This is a genomic window from Paraburkholderia sp. UYCP14C, assembly GCF_004197395.1.
Classification (GTDB): Bacteria; Pseudomonadota; Gammaproteobacteria; order Burkholderiales; family Burkholderiaceae; genus Paraburkholderia.
The window spans coordinates 1-744 of record NZ_SELS01000306.1 but is presented as its reverse complement, the minus strand read 5'-3'; the positions used below and the strand labels follow the sequence as shown (position 1 = coordinate 744).

The following is a 744-nucleotide window of genomic DNA, read 5'->3' as shown; positions in this document are numbered from 1 at the left end:
CGCGTCGTTACCATGTCGATCACTTCGCAAATCACACTTCCGCTTCGCGTTGCCTGTCTTGCCAACTCATGCATTTCATGAAACATATGCATTACTGATCAAATGCAACTTCAGTCTGCTTGAAACCCGCAATCAGTTGCAAGCTACGTCTGTTGTTGCGACAACAGCTATGACAAGAAGTCAACTCGGTTTTGCGGTACTCGACGTGCTGCTGTGGATTTTTTCAGAGGGTCTGCATCTCGATGCGCGTACCGATCTGGAAGACCTGCTGTTGTTGTTGCGTCAGATTCATCCGCGTCGAGTGATTGTCGATATCTGCGAGGTGCGGATGCTCATCAAATGGCAGCGCTGGCTCGATGCATCGCGCTTGTTGCGGCAGATCGATGCGCGAGGCCAAGGTTCGCCCGTACTTGCAGCGCTGCAGAGTTGGTGTCTCTACCGGTTAGCCGATCACGATTGGAAACGCTGCGCGGTTGAGGTGCTGCGCAGCGGCGACCCTGCGGCGCTTGCTGTAGTCGCAAAGTTTTTAGGTATCGAAGGCGCGGGACCCGCAGATTTTGCCGAGGCCCTGCGGTCAAAATTGTGGGCTTGCTGCCCCAATCTGTGAGACGATGGATAGTTGTCCGCATTGGGCGTAAAATTCGGCGAGATTCAAGCTAGTACGAGAGGTTGTGGTGCAAATAGCGCTCAAGGATCGGTTAGAGTGTCGCCTTGACCGATTTGAGGAGCCGCGATGAACAAGCT

At 53.6% G+C, this 744-nt stretch carries 1 protein-coding gene; it reads left to right on the top strand.

What is annotated here, in order from left to right:
* Positions 1–607 (top strand): HrpB1 family type III secretion system apparatus protein (locus tag EVC45_RS44980; RefSeq protein WP_248295555.1); only part of this gene is annotated, 607 nt, incomplete at its 5' end.
* Between the last annotated feature and the right edge of the window lie 137 nt (positions 608–744).